This is a genomic window from Streptacidiphilus alkalitolerans (genome assembly GCF_042511045.1).
Taxonomy (GTDB): domain Bacteria; phylum Actinomycetota; class Actinomycetes; order Streptomycetales; family Streptomycetaceae; genus Streptacidiphilus; species Streptacidiphilus alkalitolerans.
The window spans coordinates 14,535-30,463 of record NZ_JBHEZX010000003.1 but is presented as its reverse complement, the minus strand read 5'-3'; the positions used below and the strand labels follow the sequence as shown (position 1 = coordinate 30,463).

Here is a 15,929-nt window from a genome sequence, read left to right as displayed (position 1 = left end):
ATAACTCAGTGTCATACCCGTCCGCGCCGAGCCCATGCGCCGAGCGGGGGATTTTCTCCCCTTCCAGCGGTACCGGTTCCGAGAATCCCCTGCCCCAACCGCCCCAGGGCCGTAGGCTTGTGGGGGTGAACCAGTCTGTTGATACGTCCAGGCGTGGCCGGGTGCAGGCGCTGCTGCCCGAGCTGATCGGGATCCGCCGCGATCTGCACATGCACCCCGAGCTCGGCCGGCAGGAGCTGCGGACCACCGCGCTGCTGCTGGCGCGGTTGGAACAGGCCGGGCTGCAGGGCCGGGTGCTGCCCGGCGGTACCGGGCTGATCTGCGACATCCTGCCCGAGGGCGCTCCCGCCGACACTCCGCTGCTGGCCTTTCGGGCGGACATCGACGCGCTGCCGATCGAGGACGCCAAGCCCGACAGCGTCCCCTACCGCTCGACCGTCCCGGGCCGGGCGCATGCCTGCGGACACGATGTGCACACCACCGTGGTGCTGGGCCTGGCCCTGCTGCTCGCCGAGGCGAGGGCGGCCGGACGGCTGACCCGGGCGGTGCGGCTGATCTTCCAGCCGGCCGAGGAGATCATGCCCGGCGGCGCGCTCGACGTGATCAAGGCGGGCGGGATGGAGCGGGTCGAGCGGATCTTCGCGGTGCACTGCGACCCCAAGGTCGAGACCGGCCGGATCGGGCTCAAGACCGGTGCGATCACCTCCGCCTGCGACAAGCTGGCGATCTCCCTGGACGGCCCCGGCGGCCACACCGCCCGGCCGCACCTGACCACCGACCTGGTGATGGCGGTGGCCAAGCTCGCCGCCGAGCTGCCCGGCGCGCTCGGCCGGCGGATGGACCCGCGCTGGGGCGTCAGCCTGGTCTGGGGCCGGATCGCCGGCGGCTCGGCCGCCAATGTCATCCCGCAGCGCGCGGAGCTGGAGGGGACGGTCCGCTGCCTGGAGCTGGACGGCTGGCGCGAGGCGCCCGGCGCGGTCGAGGAGCTGGTCGGCCAGATCGCCGAGACCTACCGGGCCAAGTGGGTGCTGGACTACCACCGCGGGGTGCCGCCGGTGGTCAACGAGGCGGTCTCGGTGGGGCTGATCGCCGGCGCGATGGAGCAGTGCTTCGGCCCCGGCCGGGTCGAGGGCACCGAGCAGAGCCTCGGCGGCGAGGACTTCTCCTGGTACCTGGAACTCGCCCCCGGCGCTCTGGCCCGGCTCGGCGTCCGGGCCCCGGACGAGACCGGCTCCCGCGACCTGCACCAGGGCACCTTCGACGCGGACGAGGACGCGATCGCGGTGGGGGTGGAGCTGTTCGCCGCGCTCGCCCTGGACTGATTCCAAGGGCGGACGTCGGCCCGGTTCCGCCGGGTCCGCAAGGACTGTTTGCGACGATCTGATAACGCCAGCGTGTACGTAACACAATCGTGTTCTACGCGCGTTAACGTCGCCTTCAATCCGGCCGTGGCTCGCCGCAACCGAGCTCTGGGACGTCGGCTCTTAATCAGGAGGAATCGATGAAGAAGCCCCTCGCGCTCGTAGCGATCTCGGCAGTGGTCGCCCTGACCGCTTCGGCCTGCGGGTCGAAGCCGGTGTCGACCACTGGAGCGACCTCGAGCAGCAGCGCGAGCGCCAGTCAGGCCGCCGCGTTCAAGGCCTGTATGGTCACCGACACCGGCGGTCTTGACGACCACTCGTTCAACGCCGAGTCCTGGGCCGGCATGCAGGACGCGGCCAAGGCCGACCCGGGCATCGCGGTGCAGAACGCCACCTCGGCCACCGAGAACGACTACGCCAGCAACATCGCCGGCTTCGTCTCGGCCGGCTGCAAGCTGATCGTCACCGTCGGCTTCGCCATGGACGACGCGACCGTCGCCTCGGCGAAGAAGAACCCGAACCAGCAGTACGCGATCGTGGACAACGCCTCCTCGCCGTCCCAGGTCCAGGGCCTTGAGTTCAACACCGCGCAGGGCGCCTTCCTCGGCGGCTACTTCGCCGCGGGGATGACCAAGACCGGCAAGGTCGCCACCTTCGGCGGCGCCAAGTACCCGACCGTCACCGTCTACATGGACGGCTTCTGGGAGGGCGTGCAGTACTACAACCAGAAGCACAACACCAAGGTCCAGGTGCTCGGCTGGGACGAGACCAAGCAGGCCGGCACCTTCGACCCGACCCAGAGCTTCACCGACCAGGCCGGCGGCAAGCAGATCGCCGCGACCTTCCAGTCGCAGGGCGCGGACATCGTCTTCCCGGTGGCCGGCGGCACCGGCATCGGCGCGCTCGCCCAGGCCAAGGCCAGCGGCGGCAAGCTCAACGCGATCTGGGTCGACGACGACGGCTTCCTGTCCAACGCCGCCTACGGCCCGGTCATCATGACCTCGGTGACCAAGGGCATCGCCAGCGCGGTCACCACGTCCGTCACCAACGCCGCCAAGGGCACCTTCTCCTCGGCCCCGTACATCGGCACCCTGGCCAACAACGGCACCGGTCTGGCCCCGTACCACGACTTCGAGTCCAAGGTCCCGGCCGCGCTGACCACCGAGCTGGGCACGGTCAAGGCCGACATCATCAGCGGCGCCATCAAGATCACCTCGAAGAGCCAGCCCGCCGCGGGCTGACCCCGGAGTCCACCGAGGCGGGCGCACGTTCCGGTGCGCCCGCCTTGTTCCCTGTCAGACAAGACCTCGATAGCTTTCGCCGACCGACACTGCTGCGCGGCGTGAGGGGTGTGTTCACTAGTGCGTCTGGAATTGCGCGGTATCACCAAGCGATTCGGTTCGCTGGTCGCCAACGACCACATCGACCTGACCGTCGAACCCGGCGAGATCCACTGCCTGCTGGGTGAGAACGGCGCCGGCAAGTCCACGCTGATGAACGTCCTCTACGGGCTGCACCAGCCGGACGAGGGCGCGGTCCTGGTCGACGGCGTCGCCAAGACCATCGGCAGCCCGCGCGACGCGATCGCCAACGGCATCGGCATGGTGCACCAGCACTTCATGCTGGTCCCGGTGTTCACCGTGGCCGAGAACGTGATCCTGGGCGACGAGTCCGAGTTCGGCGCCAAGCGCGGCCCGCTCGGGCTGCTCGACCGCCGCCGGGCCAGGAACCACGTGCGCGAGGTCTCCGAGCGCTACGGGCTGCCGGTCAACCCGGACGCGCTGGTCGAGGACCTCCCGGTCGGCGTGCAGCAGCGGGTGGAGATCGTCAAGGCCCTGGTCCGCGACGCCCAGACGCTGATCCTGGACGAGCCCACCGCGGTGCTCACCCCGCAGGAGATCGAGGACCTCTTCACGGTCATGAACTCGCTCCGCGAGGCCGGGAAGTCGATCGTCTTCATCACCCACAAGCTCAAAGAGGTCAAGGCGATCGCCGACCGGATCACCGTGATCCGGCGCGGCGCGGTCGTCGGCGAGGCGTCCCCCTCCTCCAGCGAGCAGGAGCTGGCCTCGCTGATGGTCGGCCGCTCGGTGCAGCTCGTGGTCGACAAGCAGCCGAACACCCCCGGCGCCGCCTCGTTCCAGGTCGAGCACCTCACGGTCAGGGACCAGCACGGGAACGCCGCCGTGGACGACGTCTCCTTCACCGTCCGCGACGGCGAGATCCTCGGCATCGCCGGGGTGCAGGGCAACGGGCAGTCCGAGCTGGCCGAGGCGATCATCGGCCTGGCCCCGGTCGAGTCCGGGACGATCACCCTGGACGGCACGGGCCTGGTCGGCCTGACGCCGCGGCAGACCCTGAACGCCGGGGTCGGCTTCATCCCCGAGGACCGCGGCCACGACGGCGTGGTCGGCGAGTTCACCGTCGCCGAGAACCTGGTGCTGGACCTCTACACCTCGGCGCCGTTCGGCAAGGGGCTCTCGCTGAACCTCGGCGAGATCGAGAAGAACGCCCGGCACCGGATCCAGGAGTTCGACATCCGGCCCACCGAGCCGACCCACCCGGCCGGGAAGCTGTCCGGCGGCAACCAGCAGAAGGTGGTGGTGGCCCGCGAGCTCTCCCGGCCGCTGCGGCTGCTGGTCGCCTCGCAGCCCACCCGCGGTGTGGACGTCGGCGCGATGGAGTTCATCCACAAGCGGATCGTCGCCGAACGGGACCAGGGCCGACCGGTCGTGGTCGTCTCCACCGAGCTGGACGAGGTCCTCGCGCTCGCCGACAAGGTCGCCGTGATGTACCGCGGAAAGATCGTCGCCACCGTGCCGCCGAGCACCTCACGGGAAGAGATCGGCCTGCTCATGGCTGGCATCACCTCCAACGACACCGCCACGACCAGGACGGAGGAGGCGACCTCATGACCACGCCGGACCCGGACCAGACCGAGAAGCCCCCAGCGCCGGAACAGCCCGCCGCCGCCGAACCCGGCCCCGCGAAGCCTGCCGACCCCGGCCAGGACCGCAGCCTCGGCACCGTGCTGCGCAATGTCTTCACCGCCGAGAACAGCGCCCTGGTCACCACCCTGGCGATCGTGCTCTCGCTGGTCGTCGGCGCGGTGCTGATCGTGCTGTCGAACACCGCGACCATGGACAAGGCCGCGTACTTCTTCGCCGACCCCGGCGACTTCCTCTCCTCGGCCTGGGACAACATCTCCAGCGCCTACTCCTCGCTGTTCAAGGGTGCGATCTTCGACCCCGGGACGCTGGCCGGGACCCCGTCCCAGTTCTTCGGGCCGATCACCAACACCCTGGAGTACGCCACCCCGCTGATCTTCGGCGGCCTCGGCATCTCGGTCGCCTTCCGGGCCGGGATGTTCAACATCGGCGGCCAGGGCCAGACCATCATCGGGGCGATCTTCACCTCGTACGTGGCCTTCTCCTGGACCTCGCTGCCCGGTGTGCTGCACCTGGTCGTCACGGTCGTGGCCGGACTGGTCGGCGGGCTGCTCTACGGCGGTGTGGTCGGCTGGCTCAAGGCCAAGCGCGGGGCGCACGAGGTCATCGTCACCATCATGCTCAACTACGTCGCCTACCTGCTGCTCGGCGGCTGGCTGCTGAACACCTCGGTGTTCCACAGCACCAAGAACGCGGGACAGGCGATCTCCAAGGAGGCCGACCCGGACGCGGTGCTGCCGCACCTGTTCGGCTCCGGCCTCAACACCGACTTCGGGCTGCTGCTGGCGCTGGCCGCGACCTTCCTGACGGCCTGGTTCTTCAACCGCTCCAAGCTCGGCTTCGAGGTGCGGGCGGTCGGGCTGACCCCGAGCGCCGCCCGGACCGCCGGCATCAACGTCGCCCGGGTGCAGATCGCCTCGATGCTGATCTCCGGTGCGCTGATGGGCATGATCGGTGTGACCCAGACCATCGGCCTGGCGAACCCCAACAACAACGCGATCGCCCCCAACATCGACGCCGGCCTCGGCTTCACCGCGATCACCGTGGCCCTGCTCGGACGCACCAAGCCCTGGGGCGTGGTCTGGGCGGCCCTGCTGTTCGGCGCCCTCCAGGCCGGCGGCGCGCTGATGCAGACCCAGGCCCAGGTCTCGATCGAGATCATCACCGTGGTCCAGGCCATGATCGTCATCTTTGTCGCGGCCCCCCGGCTGGTGAAGGAGATCTTCCGGCTCCGGGAGACCAGGGTGGACGTCGACAAGAGCCCGGCGCCGCCGCCCCCGGTGAGCCCCGACCCCTTCCACGCGACCTCTGCTGGAGGCCAGGCATGACCACCGCTACCACCGAGCCCCGCACGACGGGCCCCCTCGTGGTCAAGACCGACCGGTCCAAGCTGATCGGCGGGATCGCCCAGGCCGTCGTCGGCCTCTACGGACTGTGGGCCTTCGGCCTCGGCTCACGCACCGCGCACGACGCGCACACCCTGTTCGTGCTCAAGCTCGACCCGGCCGGCAGCGGCCCCGGCTCGATCTCGGCCCCGGCCCAGCCGGTGGCCATCGCGCTGACCGCCGTCGCCATCATCTGCGGCCTGGTCCGGGCGTTCGCCCCGATCTCCGCGAAGACCCAGCGCTGGCTGGCGGCGGGCTACTTCGGCTCGATCGTGCTGGCCTTCCTGATCTGGGCCGCGGCCGGCTCCGGCATCGGGATGAACGTTCCCTCGATCATCGAGCAGACCGCGATCGCCGCGGTGCCGCTGGTGCTCGGCTCGCTCAGCGCGCTGCTCTGCGAGCGCTCCGGCGTGGTCAACATCGCGGTGGAGGGCCAGTTCCTCTTCGGCGCCTTCTCCGCCGCGCTGACCGCGTCGATGACCCATTCGGTCTGGGCCGGGCTGATCGCCGGCTGCCTGGGCGGCGCGCTGATGTGCTCGCTGCTCGCGGTGTTCGCCAACCGCTACCTGATCGAGCAGGTCGTCCTCGGCGTGGTGCTCAACCTGCTCGCCTCCGGCATCACCGGCTTCCTCTACGACCGGCTGATGTCCACCGACGGCGCCACCTACAACACCCCGCCCGGCTTCTCCGCGATCTCCATTCCCGGGCTGTCCTCGATCCCGATCGTCGGCGAGGCGCTGTTCAACCAGAACATCCTGTTCTACGCCACGTACCTGCTGGTGCCGATCGTCTGGTTCCTGCTCTTCCGCACCCGCTGGGGCCTGCGCACCCGGGCGGTCGGCGAGCACCCGACCGCGGCCGACACGGTGGGCATCAAGGTGATCGGGCTGCGCTACCGCAATGTGATCACCGCGGGCCTGCTCTCCGGCCTCGGCGGCGTCTGGCTGACCCTCGGTCTGGACAGCCAGTTCGGCAAGGACATGAGCGACGGCAAGGGCTACATCGCCATCGCGGCCCTGATCGTCGGCCGCTGGTCGCCGCTCGGCGCCCTCGGCGCGGCGGTGCTGTTCGGCTTCGCCACCGAGCTGAACCTGGCGCTGTCCTCGCTGGGCACCCCGATCCCCGGCGCGTTCCTGTCGATGGCCCCGTACCTGGTGACCATCTTCGTGGTCGCCGCGCTCGGCGGCCTGGCCAGGCCGCCGGCGGCGTCGGGCAAGCCGTACGTCAAGGGCTGAACCGAACTCCGCACTCGCTAGGAGCGCTGCTGATGACCGCTAGTGACCCCACCGCCGTCGACTGGGACAAGCTGCGGCTGGCCGCGCAGGAGGCGATGTCCCGCGCCTACGCGCCGTACTCGGGCTTCCCTGTCGGCGCGGCGGCCCTGGTCGAGGACGGACGGATCGTCAGCGGCTGCAACGTCGAGAACGCCTCGTACGGGCTCGGCCTGTGCGCCGAGTGCGGGCTGGTCTCGGCGCTGCATGCCTCCGGCGGCGGCCGGCTGGTCGCGTTCACCTGCTGCGACGGCTCCGGCGCGGTGCTGATGCCCTGCGGGCGCTGCCGTCAGCTGCTCTGGGAGCACGGCGGCGCGGAACTGCTGGTGGAGTCGGTCTCCGGGATCCGCCCGCTGGCCGAGCTGCTGCCCGACGCCTTCGGCCCCGACCAGCTCTGACCGCTTTTTCTTCTGCACTCGCTCTGAAGAGGACTTCCGATGGACGCCATCTCCGTCATCCGCGCCAAGCGCGACCGCGCCGAGCTGACCGACACTCAGATCGACTGGGTGATCGACGCCTACACCAGGGGCGAGGTCGCCGACGAGCAGATGTCCGCGCTCGCCATGGCGATCCTGCTGAACGGGATGAACCTGCGCGAGATCAGCCGCTGGACCGACGCGATGATCCGCTCCGGGATCCGGATGGACTTCTCCTCGCTGCCGCTGCCGACCTCCGACAAGCACTCCACCGGCGGCGTCGGCGACAAGATCACCCTGCCGCTGGCCCCGCTGGTCGCCGCCTGCGGCGCCGCCGTGCCCCAGCTCTCCGGCCGCGGCCTCGGCCACACCGGCGGCACCCTGGACAAGCTGGAGTCCATCCCCGGCTGGCGCGCCTCGCTCTCCAACGACGAGATGATGCAGGTGCTGCGCGACGCCGGAGCGGTGATCTGCGCGGCGGGCGACGGCCTGGCCCCCGCCGACAAGAAGCTCTACGCGCTGCGCGACGTCACCGGCACGGTGGAGGCGATCCCGCTGATCGCCTCCTCGATCATGTCCAAGAAGATCGCCGAGGGCACCGGCGCGCTGGTGCTCGACGTCAAGGTCGGCACCGGCGCCTTCATGAAGAACCTGGACGACGCCCGGGAGTTGGCCCGCACCATGGTCGGCCTGGGCAAGGCGGCAGGGGTCAACACGGTCGCGCTGCTCACCGGGATGTCCACCCCGCTGGGCCTCACCGCCGGCAACGCACTGGAGGTCCGCGAGTCGGTCGAGGTGCTGGCCGGCGGCGGCCCGGCCGACGTGGTCGAGCTGACCCTCGCGCTGGCCCGGGAGATGCTCGCCGCGGCCGGCGTGGTCGGCGGCAAAGACCCCGAGACCGCCCTCAAGGACGGCTCCGCGATGGACCACTGGCGCCGCATGATCTCCGCCCAGGGCGGCGACGTGGACGCCCCACTCCCGGTCGCCCGCGAGCAGCACGTCCTCACCGCCACCGCCTCCGGCGTCCTCACCGAGCTGGACGCCTACGCCGTCGGCGTGGCCGCCTGGCGGCTGGGCGCCGGCCGCGCCCGCAAGGAGGACCCGGTCCAGGCCGGCGCGGGCGTCGAACTCCACGCCAAGCCCGGCGCCGCGGTCACCGCGGGCCAGCCGCTGCTGACCCTGCACACCGACACCCCCGAGCGCTTCGACTACGCCCTCGAAGCCCTCGCCACCGGCATCACCATCGCCCCGCCCGGCACCGCCCACCAGCCGGCCCCGATCATCCTCGACCGCATCAGCTGACCCCGGACGGGGGCTAACGGGCCGCGGCGACCGCGTGTGGGGTGGTGAGGCGGGCGTGGACGGTGCCGTAGAGGGTGACGGCGCAGGCGAGGGCCATGGCGGCGAGGGCGACCAGGACGGTGCCGGTCCAGCCGTCGCTGTGGTAGGCGTCGGCGCCGAGGGTGCCGCCCAGGCTGTTGCCGAGGTAGTAGGCGGCCAGGTACAGCGCGGACGCCTGGGCGCGGCCGTGGGTGGCGGTGCGGCCGACCGACGCGGAGGCCACGCAGTGGCCGGTGAAGAAGCCGGCCGTGATCAGCACCAGCCCGAGCAGCGCCAGCGGCAGTGAGTCGGGCAGGGTGAGCAGCAGGCCCGTCGAGGTGGTGCCGACCGCCAGGTAGAGGGTGCCGCGGCGGCCGAACCGTCCGGTCACCCGGGCCGACGCGGCGGAGGCGAAGGTGCCGACCAGGTAGACCGCGAAGATCGAGCTGGCCAGCCCCTGGGAGAGCCCGAACGGCAGTGCCACCAGCCGGTAGCCCATCACCGTGTAGACCGCGCCGAAGACCGTCATGAACAGCAGCCCGAGCGCGAACAGCCGTCCCAGCAGCGGGTTGCGCAGGTGCGAGGTGACGGTGCGCAGCAGCGCCGCCGGGTTGATCGGCCCGGGACGGAAGTGCCGGGCGCGGGGGATCAGCAGCCGGAAGCCGATCGCGCAGAGCAGCGACAGCACGGCGACCGACGCCAGGCCCCAGCGCCAGCCGTACGAGCCGGCCACCACGCCGGACACCAGCCGCCCGCTCATGCCGCCGATGCTGTTGCCCGCGACGTAGAGGCCCATGGCCGAGGCCAGCGCCGTCGGGTGGACCTCCTCGGCCAGGTAGGCCATGGCCGTGGCCGGGAGCCCGGCCAGAGCGACCCCCTGCAGCGCCCGCAGCACGGTCAGCGTGGTGAGGTCGGGCGCGAACGGCAGGACCAGCCCGATCGCGGCGGCGGTGAAGACCGAGGCGGTCATCACCGCGGTGCGCCCGTAGCGCTCGGAGAGGGCGCTGACCGGGATCACCGCGAGGGCCAGGCCGATGGCCGCGGCCGAGACGGTGAGGCTGGCCTGAGCCGGTGTCAGCCGCAGGCTCGCGGAGAGCGCGGGCAGCAGCGCCTGGGTGGAGTAGAGCAGCAGGAAGGTCGCGAGACCGGCGCCGAACAGTGCGAGCTGGGTGCGGCGCAGGCCCCGGCTGCCGGGCAGGTGCCGCAGGTCTTCAGCAGCGGAGCCGGCGGCGGCGGAGGAACGGATCGGCGAGGTGAGGGCACTCGACGGCTGGTCGTCGAATGCCCCGCTAGTAGCAGGCGGCATACCGCAAAACTAGGATGGCGGTTCTGATGCGTCCAATGCATGGAACAGGGATGATTGATGCTGTGGCGTATGAACAGAGGTCAGCCGACGGCGCGAAACAGCCGCGTGACGCAGAAGACATGCCGGCGGCCGTCGCCGAGCTGTCTCCCGACGCTCCGGCCGTGCTGCTGGCGCCGCTGCTGGCGCAGTTCGCCGCGGTGGCCCGGCTGGAGCATGTGACCCGGGCGGCGGTGGAGCTGGGGATGCCGCAGCCGACGCTGAGCCGCGCGGTGGCCCGGCTGGAACAGGAGCTGGGGGTGGCGCTGCTCGCCCGCGAGGGCCGTACCGTGCGGCTGACCCGGGCCGGGCGGATCTTCCTGGCGGCGGTGGAGCGGGGGCTGTCCGAGCTGGAGCGCGGGGCCGAGGCGGCCAGGGCCGAGGCCGATCCGACCGGCGGGCGGGTGGCCTTCGGCTTTCTGCACACCATGGGCTCGGAGGCGGTGCCGATGCTGCTGCGCGGCTTCCGCGCGGACCATCCCGGGGTGCGCTTCCAGCTGGTGCAGGACTACACCGATTCGATGCTGCAGCGGCTGCGCGAGGGTGAGTTGGACCTCTGCCTGGTGTCGCCGCGCCCGGACGGGCCGGAGCTGACGGCGCGTCGGCTCGGCGAGCAGCGGCTGCGGCTGGTGGTCCCGGTCGACCACCGTCTGGCCGGACGCCAGCGGGTCCGGCTGCGCGAAGTGGCCGAGGACGCCTTCGTCACCCTGGAACCCGGGTACGGGCTGCGTCGGATCACCGACGCGCTGTGCGCGGAGGCCGGTTTCACACCCCGGATCTCCTTCGAGGGGGAGGAGTCGGAGACCCTGCGCGGCCTGGTCGCGGCCGGGCTCGGGGTGGCGGTGCTGCCCCCGGCCACGGTGGCCCGCCCGGATGTGGCCGAGCTGCAGCTGTCCTCGCCAGGCGCCCGCCGGGAGATCGCGCTGACCTGGGTGACCGGCCGTCCGCTGACGCCTCCGGCGGAGGCGTTCCGGGCCTACGTCCTCTCGGTGCGGGGGCAGCTCCCGCTGCACAGCTGACCCGGTGCGGGCGAAAGAACGCTGCGATCTACGCGCGTAGGCGCTATTGTTGGCCAATGGAGAGCACCCTCACCCCCCTCACATCCGTACCGCTGACCGCCGAGGTCATCCGCCGCGCACCCAAGGTGCTGCTGCACGACCACCTCGACGGCGGCCTCCGCCCCGAGACGATCGTCGACCTCGCCGCCCAGGTCGGCTACGACGGCCTGCCGACCACGGACCCGGCCGCCCTCGGGGAGTGGTTCCGCGAGGCCGCCGACTCCGGTTCGCTGGTCCGCTACCTGGAGACCTTCGCGCACACCTGCGCCGTGATGCAGACCAGGGAGGGCCTGGTCCGGGTCGCCGCCGACTGCGCCGAGGACCTCGCCGCCGACGGCATCGTCTACGCCGAGGTCCGCTACGCGCCCGAGCAGCACCTCGAACGCGAGCTGACCCTGGACCAGGTGGTGCAGGCGGTCAACGAGGGCTTCCGGCTCGGCGAGGCCCGCGCCGCCGCCAAGGGGCAGTCGATCAGGATCGGGACGCTGCTCACCGCGATGCGGCACGCCGCCCGCTCCCGGGAGATCGCCGAACTGGCCAACCGCTACCGCGACCTGGGCGTGGTCGGCTTCGACATCGCCGGCGCCGAGGCCGGCCACCCGCCGACCCGGCACCTGGACGCCTTCGACTACCTCAAGCGGGAGAACAACCACTTCACCATCCACGCGGGCGAGGCCTTCGGCCTGCCGTCCATCTGGGAGGCGCTGCAGTGCTGCGGCGCGGACCGGCTCGGCCACGGCGTGCGCATCATCGACGACATCTCAGTCGCCGCGGACGGCGGCGTCAAGCTCGGCCGGCTGGCGGAGTACGTGCGCGACAAGCGGATCCCGCTGGAGCTGTGCCCGACCTCCAACCTGCAGACCGGCGCCGCCGTCTCCTACGCCGAGCACCCGATCGGGCTGCTGCGCCGGCTCCAGTTCCGGGTGACCGTCAACACCGACAACCGGCTGATGTCCGGCACCAGCCTGAGCCGCGAGTTCGGCCATCTGGCCGACGCCTTCGGCTACACCCTGGACGACCTCCGCTGGTTCACCATCAACGCGATGAAGTCGGCCTTCATCCCGTTCGACCAGCGGCTGGCGCTGATCAACGAGGTGATCAAGCCCGGCTACGCCGAGCTGGCGGCCGGTTAGCCCGACCGGGGGACGGAGATTTGGGCGCGGTCGCACCTCGTGGATACGTTGGGCCGCCAGTCGGACACGCGGCGTAGTCACTACGCCCCGTTCCACCCCCCGAGGACACGAGGAAGCAGCTCATGAAGAAGGCAATGCGTCAGGCCGCCGGAACCGCTGTGCTCGGTGTCGCGCTCGCTGCGGCGGCCGTCACCCCGGCGGCGGCGGACGGGCTCGGCGGTGCGCTGGCCAACGGGCTTCCCGCCGGGGCGACGCCGATCAGCGCGGCGCCCAGCAGCGGTCTGCCGACCGGTGACCTGGCCGGGCTGGCGGCCGGCCCGGTGGCGGACACCCAGCAGGTGCTGGGCTCGCAGACCGGCAGCGTGCACGCGGTGACCGGCACCGCCCAGGGCCTGGTCGACTCGGCCACCCCGAAGGTGCGCAGCGTCCCGGCGGGCAGCACCCGGGCCCTGCCGGGCGGGCTGAGCGGCGGGCTGCCGGTGGTCGGCCAGCTGGGCCAGGGCAACAGCCTCCCGGTGCTGGGCCAGGCGGACGGCCTGAGCCAGGTCACCTCCGGCCTGCCGGTGCACGCCGCGCCGCTCGGCTAGTCCGCTGAACCAACGACCGGGCCCCGCCACCGCATCGTCAGCGGTGGCGGGGCCCGGTCTTCTCGGTTCAGGGCTCCTGTGGTTCAGGGCTCCTGCGGGAGCACCAGCCAGAGCGCCAGGTAGATCAGGAACTGCGGGCCGGGGAGCAGACAGGACACGACGGCCAGCACCCGTACCGTGCTGGGCGCCAGCCCGAAGCGCTTGGCGATTCCGGCGCAGACCCCGCCGATCATGCGGTTGCTGCGGGGACGGGCGAGGGTGGTGGCGGTGGCGTTCATCTCTGACTCCTGGGTGTCTGCGTCGTCTGCGGCGGTGCTCCGTCGGGATGCTTCAAGCCTCCCGCGACGACGGCCCGGAAACGTCCTCCCGCTCGACGATCCCGGCCCCGGCCGGACCCCCGCTCAGGAAGGACGGGCTGTCAGGGCTGCTCTCAGGGTCGTCCCTGAGCCGCCGCCGCGGTCCCGGCGGCGCAGCGCCGCGCGGAAGGCCGGGACGACGGCGAGGTGGGCCGCCGCGATCCCGACGGCCGCCAGCAGCACATCGTCCACATTGAGCAGATGGCTGGTCAGCGAGGACTGCAGCACTTCGAGCCCGGTCGCCAGCAGCATCCCGGCGAAGACCGTGCGCAGGAAGGACGGCAGGGTGGGCGAGCCGGCCCGGCCGCCCGCGAGCGGCAGCAGCAGCCCCAGCGGGGCCAGCAGCAGCAGGCCGCGGAGCAGTTCCAGATAGGCGTGCTGGGTCCCGGCCATCAGTTCGGTGCGGACCGTCGCGAACGGGGTCAGGTTGGTGTCCGCCATCCAGGCCGCGGACACCGGCTGGAAGGCGGTCCAGAGCACCAGCCCCAGGTGGACCGCGAGCAGCAGCAGGCCGAGCCGCCGCGCGCCCCGGTGCACCGTCGACCGGTCGTCGGAGACGGCACGGTCGCCCTCGGGGGATCGCTGGTCGATACCGGTTCGCACGCCGGTGTCTCCTCGCTGCACGCCGGGGAGGACGCGCGTGGTGGGGGTCTCGGTTCCGCTCCGTCAGGGTGAACCGGTGGCCGAGGGGTTCGTGGTGTGCAGACAGCTCAGTGTGCCGTCGGCGGTGGTCGCCGTCGCGGTCGCGGTCGGAGTGGCCGGGGCGGCCGGCGCGGACGGCGCTGCCGCCGCGGCGCCGGGCGCCTGTCCCGCGGCCTCCTTGGCCCGCAGGGCCGAGGCCAGCGCCTCGGCCGAGCGCTTGCTGAGGACCGAGGGCACCGGCTCCGCCAGGACCGGACGGGTCGGCAGGATGCTGGCGTCGCTCTCCAGCTTGCTCAGGGTCGCGTCGGGCGCGGGCGGGCAGGCGGTGCGTGACGCCGCGACACCCGCGTCGACCGGCAGCGCGGTGTCCCGGATGCCGCAGCCGCTGAGCAGCACGGTGAGGACCGCGGCGACCGCGCCGAGGGCGGCCAGCACGCCGATCCTGCGGACCGGGGCGCCCGGCGCCGGACGGCGGACGCTGCCGCGGCTGCGGGGCGGGGGCGGGCTGGTGCTGCTGCTGTGCTGCTTCACGCGCTGTCGCCCTTCACGGTGCCGTTCCCGCTGTTTCCGGTGCTGTTCCCGCCCTGGCCGGTGCTCCCGGTGCCGCCGCCGCTGGGGCCGCCGTCCGCCGCGAGCGGATGACCCGCCGCGACCGAGGGGGTCATCGGCAGCCGCATGGTGAACACGGCGCCTCCGCCCGCTCCGTTCCCGGCACTGATGGTCCCACCGTGGATCCGGGCGTTCTCCATGGCGATGGAGAGCCCGAGCCCGCTGCCCTCGGACCGGCGCCGGGCGGCGTCCGCCTTGAAGAAGCGGTCGAAGACATGCGGCAGCACGTCCTCCGGGATGCCGGGCCCGCCGTCGGCGACCCGGACCACCAGCTCGTCCTGCTCCACCCGGGCGCTGACCTTGACGGGTGAGCCGCCGTGCTTCAGCGCGTTGCCGATCAGGTTGGCCAGGATCACGTCCACCCGGCGCGGGTCGATCCTGGCGACGATGCCGCGCGGCGCGTCCAGTTCCACCGCGTCCAGCCAGGCCCGGGTGTCGATGCAGGAGGTCAGCAGGTCGGAGACGTCGATCTCGTCCAGCACCAGCTTGGCCGTGCCGGCGTCGAAGCGGGTGACCTCCATCAGGTTCTCCACCAGCTCGGTGAGCCGGCGGGTCTCGCTGACGACCAGTCGGACCGCCGGGGCGATCATCGGGTCGAGGGTGTCGGCCTCGTCCTCCAGGATGTCGGTCACCGCGGTCATCGCGGTCAGCGGGGTGCGCAGCTCGTGCGACATGTCGGCGACGAAGCGGCGGCTGGCGTGCTCGCGCGCGCTCAGCTCCTCGACCTGCGCCTGCAGCGACTCCGCGGTCCGGTTGAAGGTCGCGGACAGCTCGGCGAGCTCGGCCGCGCCGCTCACCTCCAGCCTGGTGTCCAGCCGCCCGGCCCCCAACTGCCGTGCGGCCTCGCCCAGTCGGGCCACCGGACGGAGCACGGTCGAGGCCGCGGCCTGGGCCAGCAGCGCCGAACCCACCAGCGCCAGCAGCGTGGCGATGCCCAGCGACCAGGCCAGCGAGTCCATGTCCCGGCGTTCGCCGTCCAGCGATTTGAACATGTACGCGGTGGGCCCGGCCGGGGCCACCTCGCTGCCGCCGACCAGGTACGGGGTGCCGGCCACGGTGATCCGCTGCCAGAACAGGTGGTATTGGTTCGGCTGGCTGGTGCAGAGCGCGCAGGGGGTGGTCACCGAGGTCTGCAGCCGGGTCGGGATCAGCGCCTGGGTGAGGCCCGGATCGCTGGAGACCGAGCAGCCGTCGTCCACCATCACCACGCTGTACTGCAGCCCCGAGTGGGCCACGATCTCGGCCGCCCGCCCCAGTTGGTCGCAGTTCGGCTGCAGCGGCAGGTCGGTGACGGCACGGCTGACCTGGCCGCGGAAGTCCGACAGCGCGTTGTCCTGGGTGCGCTTCAGCACCGCGTCCCGGTTCAGCCAGTACGCGATCCCGGAGGCGGACACCGCCGCGGCCAGCGCGACCAGCGCGAACACGGCGATCAGCCGTATCCGCAGCGAGGTCAGCCGGAGGCAGCGCGCCAGCCAACTCCCGCTGCGGGTAGGGGGCAGGG

The 15,929-nt window shown here is 71.9% G+C and carries 15 protein-coding genes; 10 read left to right on the top strand and 5 right to left on the bottom strand.

Translation table 11 applies throughout. The features are described 5' to 3' along the window. Positions 1–125: 125 nt before the first annotated feature. The 7 genes from ACEZDG_RS06890 to ACEZDG_RS06860 all read left to right on the top strand — a co-directional run bounded on the left by ACEZDG_RS06890 (position 126) and on the right by ACEZDG_RS06860 (position 8,683). Positions 126–1,322 carry an amidohydrolase gene (locus ACEZDG_RS06890; RefSeq protein WP_380503961.1) on the top strand — a complete coding sequence of 399 codons (1,197 nt, stop codon included), beginning with the start codon at positions 126–128 and terminating at the stop codon, positions 1,320–1,322. Positions 1,323–1,501: 179 nt separating this feature from the next. Continuing rightward, complete coding sequence (locus ACEZDG_RS06885; RefSeq protein WP_380503958.1) at positions 1,502–2,602, top strand: BMP family lipoprotein; 1,101 nt, start codon at positions 1,502–1,504, stop codon at positions 2,600–2,602. Between the two features lie 120 nt (positions 2,603–2,722). Continuing rightward, the gene (locus tag ACEZDG_RS06880; protein ID WP_380503955.1) at positions 2,723–4,276 is read left to right on the top strand and encodes an ABC transporter ATP-binding protein; all 1,554 of its coding nucleotides are present in this window, start codon (positions 2,723–2,725) and stop codon (positions 4,274–4,276) included. Continuing rightward, positions 4,273–5,637: an ABC transporter permease gene (locus ACEZDG_RS06875; RefSeq protein WP_380503952.1), complete on the top strand. Its 1,365-nt coding sequence runs from the start codon at positions 4,273–4,275 to the stop codon at positions 5,635–5,637. Before ACEZDG_RS06880 ends, ACEZDG_RS06875 begins: the two co-directional genes overlap by 4 nt. Beyond that, positions 5,634–6,929, top strand: a complete 1,296-nt coding sequence (locus ACEZDG_RS06870; protein WP_380503949.1) for an ABC transporter permease — start codon at positions 5,634–5,636, stop codon at positions 6,927–6,929. Before ACEZDG_RS06875 ends, ACEZDG_RS06870 begins: the two co-directional genes overlap by 4 nt. Positions 6,930–6,961: 32 nt before the next feature. Then, a complete protein-coding gene (locus tag ACEZDG_RS06865; protein ID WP_380503946.1) occupies positions 6,962–7,363 on the top strand; it encodes a cytidine deaminase in 402 nt (133 codons plus the stop codon). Between the two features lie 39 nt (positions 7,364–7,402). Beyond that, positions 7,403–8,683 (top strand): thymidine phosphorylase, encoded by a 1,281-nt coding sequence (locus tag ACEZDG_RS06860; RefSeq protein WP_380503943.1) that lies wholly within the window; start codon positions 7,403–7,405, stop codon positions 8,681–8,683. Between the two features lie 13 nt (positions 8,684–8,696). Here ACEZDG_RS06860 and ACEZDG_RS06855 read toward each other — a convergent pair whose 3' ends face one another. Beyond that, positions 8,697–10,007, bottom strand: coding sequence for an MFS transporter (locus tag ACEZDG_RS06855; RefSeq protein ID WP_380503940.1), 1,311 nt, complete (start codon positions 10,005–10,007; stop codon positions 8,697–8,699). Positions 10,008–10,126: 119 nt separating this feature from the next. On the opposite strand from ACEZDG_RS06855, the gene ACEZDG_RS06850 reads away from it, so the two are divergent. The 3 genes from ACEZDG_RS06850 (at position 10,127) to ACEZDG_RS06840 (ending at position 12,821) form a co-directional block, all read left to right on the top strand. Further along, on the top strand, positions 10,127–11,062 hold the full coding sequence (locus ACEZDG_RS06850) for a LysR family transcriptional regulator (RefSeq protein WP_380503937.1): 936 nt from the start codon (positions 10,127–10,129) through the stop codon (positions 11,060–11,062). Between the two features lie 56 nt (positions 11,063–11,118). Next, positions 11,119–12,234: an adenosine deaminase gene (locus ACEZDG_RS06845; RefSeq protein ID WP_380503934.1), complete on the top strand. Its 1,116-nt coding sequence runs from the start codon at positions 11,119–11,121 to the stop codon at positions 12,232–12,234. 122 nt (positions 12,235–12,356) lie between these two features. Continuing rightward, a complete protein-coding gene (locus tag ACEZDG_RS06840; protein WP_380503931.1) occupies positions 12,357–12,821 on the top strand; it encodes a hypothetical protein in 465 nt (154 codons plus the stop codon). A gap of 83 nt (positions 12,822–12,904) precedes the next feature. Here the strand turns inward: ACEZDG_RS06840 and ACEZDG_RS06835 are convergent, their stop codons facing one another. The 4 genes from ACEZDG_RS06835 to ACEZDG_RS06820 form a co-directional block, all read right to left on the bottom strand. Next, positions 12,905–13,099, bottom strand: coding sequence for a PspC domain-containing protein (locus ACEZDG_RS06835; protein WP_380503928.1), 195 nt, complete (start codon positions 13,097–13,099; stop codon positions 12,905–12,907). 123 nt (positions 13,100–13,222) lie between these two features. Beyond that, positions 13,223–13,780 carry a VanZ family protein gene (locus ACEZDG_RS06830; RefSeq protein ID WP_380503925.1) on the bottom strand — a complete coding sequence of 186 codons (558 nt, stop codon included), beginning with the start codon at positions 13,778–13,780 and terminating at the stop codon, positions 13,223–13,225. 63 nt (positions 13,781–13,843) lie between these two features. Continuing rightward, positions 13,844–14,350 (bottom strand): hypothetical protein, encoded by a 507-nt coding sequence (locus ACEZDG_RS06825; protein WP_380503922.1) that lies wholly within the window; start codon positions 14,348–14,350, stop codon positions 13,844–13,846. Then, entirely contained in the window at positions 14,347–15,927 is a 1,581-nt protein-coding gene (locus ACEZDG_RS06820; protein WP_380505423.1) for an ATP-binding protein, read from the bottom strand. The genes ACEZDG_RS06825 and ACEZDG_RS06820 overlap by 4 nt, the downstream gene beginning before the upstream one ends. Between the last annotated feature and the right edge of the window lie 2 nt (positions 15,928–15,929).

What these genes read in the sequence shown, in the direction of transcription:
- ACEZDG_RS06840 (WP_380503931.1), top strand. Translation starts at nt 12,357, where the DNA reads ATGAAGAAGGCAATGCGTCAGGCCGCCGGAACCGCTGTGCTCGGTGTC.
- ACEZDG_RS06860 (WP_380503943.1), top strand. Translation starts at nt 7,403, where the DNA reads ATGGACGCCATCTCCGTCATCCGCGCCAAGCGCGACCGCGCCGAGCTG.
- ACEZDG_RS06870 (WP_380503949.1), top strand. Translation starts at nt 5,634, where the DNA reads ATGACCACCGCTACCACCGAGCCCCGCACGACGGGCCCCCTCGTGGTC.
- ACEZDG_RS06850 (WP_380503937.1), top strand. Translation starts at nt 10,127, where the DNA reads ATGCCGGCGGCCGTCGCCGAGCTGTCTCCCGACGCTCCGGCCGTGCTG.
- ACEZDG_RS06865 (WP_380503946.1), top strand. Translation starts at nt 6,962, where the DNA reads ATGACCGCTAGTGACCCCACCGCCGTCGACTGGGACAAGCTGCGGCTG.
- ACEZDG_RS06845 (WP_380503934.1), top strand. Translation starts at nt 11,119, where the DNA reads ATGGAGAGCACCCTCACCCCCCTCACATCCGTACCGCTGACCGCCGAG.
- ACEZDG_RS06885 (WP_380503958.1), top strand. Translation starts at nt 1,502, where the DNA reads ATGAAGAAGCCCCTCGCGCTCGTAGCGATCTCGGCAGTGGTCGCCCTG.
- ACEZDG_RS06875 (WP_380503952.1), top strand. Translation starts at nt 4,273, where the DNA reads ATGACCACGCCGGACCCGGACCAGACCGAGAAGCCCCCAGCGCCGGAA.
- ACEZDG_RS06855 (WP_380503940.1), bottom strand. Translation starts at nt 10,007, where the DNA reads ATGCCGCCTGCTACTAGCGGGGCATTCGACGACCAGCCGTCGAGTGCC.
- ACEZDG_RS06835 (WP_380503928.1), bottom strand. Translation starts at nt 13,099, where the DNA reads ATGAACGCCACCGCCACCACCCTCGCCCGTCCCCGCAGCAACCGCATG.